General features: G+C 42.1%; 5 protein-coding genes and 1 pseudogene. 4 read left to right on the plus strand and 2 right to left on the minus strand.

Features of this window, described 5'->3' with window-relative positions; all coding sequences use genetic code 11:
• The first annotated feature begins 152 nt into the window (after nt 1-152).
• A complete protein-coding gene (locus KV40_RS35325) occupies nt 153-4,445 on the plus strand; it encodes a caspase family protein (protein WP_036487476.1) in 4,293 nt (1,430 codons plus the stop codon).
• Between the two features lie 30 nt (nt 4,446-4,475).
• On the opposite strand, the gene KV40_RS33775 is transcribed toward KV40_RS35325, so the two are convergent.
• On the minus strand, nt 4,476-4,823 hold the full coding sequence (locus tag KV40_RS33775; RefSeq protein ID WP_216595732.1) for a helix-turn-helix transcriptional regulator: 348 nt from the start codon (nt 4,821-4,823) through the stop codon (nt 4,476-4,478).
• Nucleotides 4,824-5,026: 203 nt separating this feature from the next.
• Here KV40_RS33775 and KV40_RS26150 point away from each other — a divergent pair, with 203 nt between their 5' ends.
• From KV40_RS26150 to KV40_RS32660, 3 genes and pseudogenes are all read left to right on the plus strand, one after another.
• Entirely contained in the window at nt 5,027-5,272 is a 246-nt protein-coding gene (locus tag KV40_RS26150; RefSeq protein ID WP_036487478.1) for a hypothetical protein, read from the plus strand.
• 90 nt (nt 5,273-5,362) lie between these two features.
• On the plus strand, nt 5,363-5,872 hold the full coding sequence (locus KV40_RS26155) for a hypothetical protein (RefSeq protein WP_052055980.1): 510 nt from the start codon (nt 5,363-5,365) through the stop codon (nt 5,870-5,872).
• Nucleotides 5,869-6,969, plus strand: a pseudogene (locus KV40_RS32660) (hypothetical protein). The gene KV40_RS26155 and the pseudogene KV40_RS32660 overlap by 4 nt, the downstream one beginning before the upstream one ends.
• A gap of 59 nt (nt 6,970-7,028) precedes the next feature.
• Here the strand turns inward: KV40_RS32660 and KV40_RS35850 are convergent.
• On the minus strand, nt 7,029-7,314 hold a 286-nt coding region (locus KV40_RS35850; RefSeq protein ID WP_371260839.1), incomplete at its 5' end, for a hypothetical protein.

Consider the following 7,314-nt stretch of genomic DNA (forward strand, 5'->3'; position numbering starts at 1 on the left):
TACTCTTTTGATACTTTTTGATGTTTAACTACAGTCGATAGTACTTCTTTTCTATCCATTACCGATCTTTAGCGCATTAATCTACAGTTTATCACTGCTGAAATTGAACATTGTCAACAACCGAGAACCCTTTTCATAAAAGATTAGTTCCCATGTCTCAATTCAAACGCAACTTAGCGATCGCCATAGGCATAAATAATTACACCAACGGTATTGTCTCTCTTTCGACGGCGGTAAATGACGCTAGAGAAATTGCCCAAATTTTACAACAGCAACACGATTACCAAGTATGGGGTTTGTTGGACGAACGGGCAACTTTACAAGACTGCGTGCGCTTAATAGAAGAATTTTTGCCCCAAAACATAACCGAAAGCGATCGCCTGATTTTTTATTTTGCGGGACACGGTATTGCTTTAAATAGTGATGAGGGGCTAGAAGGGTTTTTGATTCCCCAGGATGCCAAACTAGGAGACACCAGCACTTACTTACCAATGGTGCGGTTGCAACAGGCTTTAAATAATTTGCCCTGTCGTCATTTTTTGTGTATCCTCGACTGTTGCTTTGCAGGGGCGTTTCGTTGGAGTAGTACCAGGAATTTATTAATCGCCCCTGAAGTAATTCATCAAGAGCGTTACGATCGCTTTATCGAGGCTGCTGCTTGGCAGGTACTTACTTCTACTTCCCATAACCAAAAGGCTGCGGATTTATTGATTCTCGAAGACGATCGCGGTGAGACTGATAATCATCATTCTCCCTTTGCTGCTGCTTTGATCGAGGCTTTACAGGGACAGGCTGATTCTAGTCCGCCTGCTATAGATGGCAAACCCTCTGGAGATGGAGTAATTACTGCTACAGAACTGTATTTATATTTGCGCGATCGCGTGGAAATAACTGCCGAAAGCAATAAAACTAGACAAACTCCTGGTTTATTCCCCCTCAACAAACACGACCGCGGTGAATATATTTTTATCACCCCTGGGCACGAACTCAATCTTCCTCCCGCACCGCCTTTAGATGAAAGTAATAATCCCTATCGCGGTTTGGAGTCTTTTGAGGAATCTAATAGTAATTTATTTTTTGGTAGACAGATACTAAGTGAGAAGCTGTATCAGTTTTGTTTGGAACGTTCTCTAACTGTAGTTTTGGGGGCCTCGGGAACGGGTAAATCTAGTTTAGTCAAGGCGGGATTGATTCCCCATATTAGAAGCTTAAAAGATCGACAATGGGCGATTTTAACCCCAATACGTCCTGGGGAATTTCCCTTTCAGGCGTTGGATGATATTTTAGTTCAGATTGGTATTGGTGATGATGAAGCGAATGGTAAAGAAGGTTCGCCAACCGCCCTCACAGGTAAAATATGGGACTATTTACAACAATGGATGCAGTCAAACCCGCAACAAAAACTATTGGTAGTCATCGACCAGATTGAAGAACTTTTTACCCTCTGTTGCAATAGTCAAGAGCGATTGCAGTTTTTATCTCTACTAAGTAAAGCAATTGCTACCTATCCTCAGTTACATTTAGTTCTGACTCTGCGCTCGGATTTTGAATCCCAGGTAAGAGACACTGAACTCGAACCCTATTGGAGTGATGCCCGTTTTGTCGTTCCTGCCATGACTAGAGAAGAACTACGGGAAGCGATTGAAAAACCTGCTTCTGAAAGGGTAATGTATTTCGATCCCCCCAGTTTAGTCGAGCGCCTGATTGATGAAGTGATTCAAATGCCAGGGGCGATGCCTTTGCTTTCTTTTGCTTTAAGCGAATTGTATCTTAAGTATTTGCAGAAGGTAAGAGAAGGAACGAGAGATAAACGAGCCATTACCGAAGCAGACTATCAGGAACTAGGAGGCGTAGCGCGATCGCTTACTAAAAGAGCCGATGCAGAGTATCAAGCTTTAGTCAAGCAAGTTCCAATCTACCACAAAACCATCCGTCAGGTGATGTTGCGGATGCTAGCGATTGACGCTGGTAATATTGCTCGTAGAAGGGTGTTTCTTAGAGAACTAAAGTATCCCCAAGCCAAACAACCACTGGTAGATAAAGTAATAGATCGCTTTTTAAATGCTCGCCTTTTGGTAAGTGGTAGCGATACTACAGGCGAAAAATATATCGAACCGGCACACGATGCTTTAATTAGGGGTTGGCAACGGCTTTTAGTTTGGCAACAGCAAGAACAAGAAAATCTAGTGCTGCAACGACGCTTAACTAGGGCAGCTTTTGAGTGGCAACAACAACAAAAGTTTAGTTTCTTGTGGCATGGCGATCCCCGCCTCAATCTTTTAAAGCAGGTACTTAAATCGAATAATAATTGGTTCAATCAATTAGAAACAGAGTTCGTCCGTCGCAGCATCGGGCAAAAACGTCGTAATGTAATCGGACGCTGGAGTTTTGTTACTGGCGCGTTTATGACGGTGTTGGTTTTCTATCAGCTATCGATCCTGTTAGAAAAAGCAGGTTTGGTTAGAAATTTACTAGCTAATAAGCCCGTAGATGCCCTGACGGTAGCAGTAGAAACTATGGGACACAATCGTTTATTACCCCTACCAATCAATCGACAGGTTCAATCTAGTCTACTCGATGCGGTACAGGAAATTAGAGAACAGCAACAGTTAATCGGTCATGAAAATAAAGTTAACGTCGTGGCGTATAGTCCCGATGGAAGTAGGATTTTGACTGGTAGCAGCGATCGCTCTTTACGTTTATGGAACAGCCATGGCGAACCAGTCGGACAGCCTTTACAGGGTCATACTGAGTCTGTTACTGCTGCTGCTTTTAGTCCTGATGGGGAATTTGTTGCTAGTGGTAGCGAGGATCGAACTATTAGACTGTGGGATAGATCGGGTAATTCTATAGGTAGTCCGTTTGTAGGTTATAAAAATACAGTTACGGCGATCGCGTTCAATCCAGTCCCACCAAGTTCGGGGGACATTATTGCTGGTAGTAGTGACGACGGTACGATTCGCTTGTGGGACAGATCGGGTAAGCCTATAGGTAAACCTTTTATCGGACATGAAGCTGGGATTACGGCGATCGCTTTTAGTCCCGATGGTAATTTAATTGCTTCTGCCAGTAAAGATCGCACCGTTCGCGTTTGGGATCTTCAGGGGAACCAAGTTATATCTCCTTGGCGCAAACACCAAGATTTAGTTAACGCAGTAGCGTTTAGTCCCGATGGCAAGCTAATTGCTAGTGGTGGAGATGATGAACAAATTCGTCTCTGGGACTTGCAGGGTAATTTAGTTACCGAACCCTTTATCGGTCATGTAGGCATTATTTGGTCTTTGGCTTTTAGCCAAGATGGGGAAACTATTATTAGTGCCAGCAGCGACCGCACAATCCGCTTTTGGGATTTACAAGGAAATGAAGTCGAACTACCTCTTAGAGGTCATTTAGGCTTAATCAATTCTGTAGCAGTTACGCCCGATCTCAGTCAGGTTGTTAGCAGCAGCAGCGATAACACCGTGCGTCTATGGAGTGTTAAAGATAATTCTGTTAGTAAAGTAATCGAAGGACACAAAGGTCATGTTAAATCTGTAGCAGTTAGTTCCGATGGAGAGTCGATCGTTAGTGCTGGACAAGATTCTACAGTCCGCCTGTGGGATCGTTCGGGTATCCTGAGAGATATTTTTAACGGTCATCAAAAGGTAGTTAACACAGTAGCTATCAGTCAAGACAATAAGACAATTGTTAGTGGTAGTAGCGATCGAACCATACGCTTCTGGGATAGCCGAGGGAATTCTATCGGTGAGCCTTTATTCGGACATGAAGACAGCGTGACTTCTGTAGCGATCGATAACGATCTGGTTATTAGCGGTAGCGACGATCGAACCATACGCCTTTGGGATAGATCGGGTAGTCTCATTAGTACTTTAACTGGTCATGAAGCTGGAGTAACTTCAATTGCTATTAGTCCCGACGGTAGCAAGTTAGTCAGTGCTAGTCGCGATCGCACTATTCGTCTTTGGGATTTAAACCAGAAACAACAGTTAGAAACCTGGTCGGAACTTTATGACAGTGAAATTATGACCGTTAACTTTAGTCCAGATGGAAATAAAATTATCAGTGGCAGTCGTGACGGTACGATGCGCTTAATTAATTTAAGCAATGACTCTATCAGTAAATCCTTTATCGGTCACGAAGGTATAGTTAACTCGGCTATCTTTAGTCCCGATGGCAAGAGAATTATCAGCGGCAGTCGCGATCGCACTATACGTATTTGGAATACCAAAGGCGATTTAGTTACATCACCATTTCGAGGACACGAAGGTTATGTGGATTCAGTTGCGGTTAACCCAGACAATAATAAAATAGTTAGCGGTAGCTGGGACGGCACGATTCGTATTTGGGATACTAAAAGAGAAGAATGGTTCAAAGCTGGATGCGATCGCCTCAAAAATCATGCTACAAAAAGCGATCGGCGGATTAATCTTTGGTGTAAAAACTAAAGTTGTTAAATTTTTTTTAAAAGACTGATGTTAGGCAGCAGACATAATATTGTCATTAAGCTCTTGGTTTCGAGACGAAACAGTAGTTCTTCGATTAAGCTCGATAGTTTTAGAATTTGTCGTCTTCGATTCTGAACGAGAATCACCGTCAGGAGTGAATTCAATTAGATCGTTAGGGGTACAAACAAGAACGTTACAAAGAGCATCTAAAGCTTCACCAGTAATTTGCTTTAGCTCATCAGTATTTTTCAGCCGAGAAATGGTAGTGGGATGAAGTCCAGTCAATTGTGCCAAAGTTTTGTTATTAATATTTCTTTCAGCCATTAATACTCGAAGTCGCCAACGAATCATTCTTGTTTTGCTCTTAATATTCTTCATATACATTTTCCTCGTAATTCTATAGCTTGGGAAGGGTATTAAGAATAAGTTTAGCAGTTTTATAGCGACCAAGCAATAAATACATTTTGCATTGAGTTTTTATAGCAAGCCTGCTATAATCAAAGTTATAACAAAAGGGCGTTTCGCAGTGCCTGACAAACAAGGCGATCGCCCTTTATGACCCCTAATCAAGAGGATTTGTTATGACATTTAATATAGCAGTTGAACACGAACAAGACCAGCGGATACGGAATGATTTAGCAGCTAGAGATGCACGAATAGAGCAAGAAACAGATTGGTACACAGATGGAGAATTCGATGGAATAATTGCCATCGACCCAAATCCAGAGTTATGGGGTAAGTTGCCATATCGAGAGGGATTTTTAATAGGACTGGCTAGGCACTTTGACCGAAAGTACCAGACATACTCTAGCAACCAGCCATTTTAAAAACAGCTTTAAGCCGTAAGCCATAAGCCATAAGCCATAAGCTTTAAGCTTGCTTACGGCTAATTGTTAAAAATTATCCCGATACTAAAGATGAATAATAGTCAGAAGCCAAATGCAATAGTAGCTTCGGTCGTAGATGCTCCAGTATATGACAAGGCAATAGCCACAACAGCAGAACATTATCGAGTGATGGTAATTTTTGTCAAAGCCCAGATGCAGAAAGGAGTAGACTACGGAACTATTCCAGGGACTAAGAAGCCTACTTTATTAAAGCCAGGAGCAGAGAAGCTGTGTAGATTGTTCAGTCTACGTCCTAGCTATGAACTACTCTACTTCATCACCGATTTTGACAAACCTTTATTTCACTATCACTATCGTTGTTCTTTGTATCGTCGCGGCGAGATGGTTGGTCAAGGCGATGGGTGCTGTAACTCAATGGAAAACAAGTACCAGAAGCAGAAGTACAAAATTTACGACCTGACTAATACTATTTGTAAGATTTCCCAGAAACGAGCCTTGATAGCTGCGGTACTCTCAAGCTGCGGAGCATCAGAATTTTTCACTCAGGATTTAGAAGCAATGTACGGGGGAGAATCGTGAGCATCTTAAACACCTCCCCAAATAATAATCGTTTTTTCGATGCCGAGATAGCCGAGGCATTGGGAGATATTAATGCTGCCGTAATCGTCCAACAATTGCACTATTGGATGCAGAAGAAAGGAGTAGGAGTAATAGTAGATGGAGTGAAGTGGATATATAACACCTTTCCCGACTGGATAAACGAACAATTTAGATGGTTAAGTATCTGGCAGTTTAGGAAGTCGATGGCTCTGTTGCGATCGCTGTCTATTGTCAAAGTAGTCAGATACAGAGCGAGGGAATGGAATCAGACAAATTATTACAGCTTAGATTACGACCGCCTGTTTGAGTATCTGCGAGGGAAAAACCCTGAAAGCATTAAAATAACCGAGATGTGCGCTGATACAGAACGAAATGAAGACAGCCCACAAGTTGAGGTGAGGGATAGTAAATTCTCATCTATAGAAACAAAGACTACAACAGAAGATAAAGCAGCAGAACAGAAAGAAAATGCTACTGTTTCTGAAATTAAAGCTGTAGAAGAAAGCGGTTTAAAACAAGTAGAAGTTTGTCAGAGCGAATTTATCCCTAATCTCGCTCAAAATAAACCTTATGAGAACCAAGAACGGGAAACTACTAGAGAAGAAAACAAAGCCTTCAAATGTAGTATGAAAGAAGCCAAAAAGACTAAAGCGGTTAATTCAGAATGGAAGTCGCAAGTSAARMAACTRGATGAATTGGGRRTACARACWAACTCAACAGTAGYAARGWTRRTWAAGCAGTATGARGCTGAGAAGGTRTCTGAAGCGATCGCGCTGTTTCAAGCTAGAAAACGCAGCAGCTATATTCCTAATCCTGCTGGCTATTTTGCCCAAGCGTTAAAAGAAAGTTGGGGTGGTACAAATTGCGCTCTCAGCGAGGGAATAGACCAAAGAGCCGTGTTTGATTATTGGTACGATTTAGCCAGAGAACTAGGCTATTGTTCAGGTCGCGAAATGCGAGAAGACGAACAGTGGGTCTGTTTATCTGGTGCTTGGGAAAGATGGCAGGATGCGATCGAGCGAGGTTATTCTTTAGACTATTTGAAAAAGGTACTCAAAAGACAAAAAGGACAATAGCAAGATTTTAACTGTCAAACAATATTGAATTGAGTTGGTCGGGAGCGATTACGGGAATTTCAGAGTTGGTAAATCCAATCGGTGTTCGTCGTGCTTTTAGCGATGCCACGAAGTCTAGACAAATTGCGCTGTTGGGCAGCAGGGCGTGTTTCTTGTTGTAGARATTCTAAAAGTACCTGTACTAACTGCCAGCGATCGCGAACAGGTAGATTAAGAAGCTGCTTTTGCAGTTGTTGTATCGAGGTCTGCATGTTGTTGATGCTCAAATTTAGTTCTATTTCTATTGTAAGAGGTAGAGAAATTGAATCTAAATGATGTTTGGCTGGTGAGCGACAATTAAATTTC

Source organism: Myxosarcina sp. GI1, from assembly GCF_000756305.1.
Lineage (GTDB): Bacteria > Cyanobacteriota > Cyanobacteriia > Cyanobacteriales > Xenococcaceae > Myxosarcina.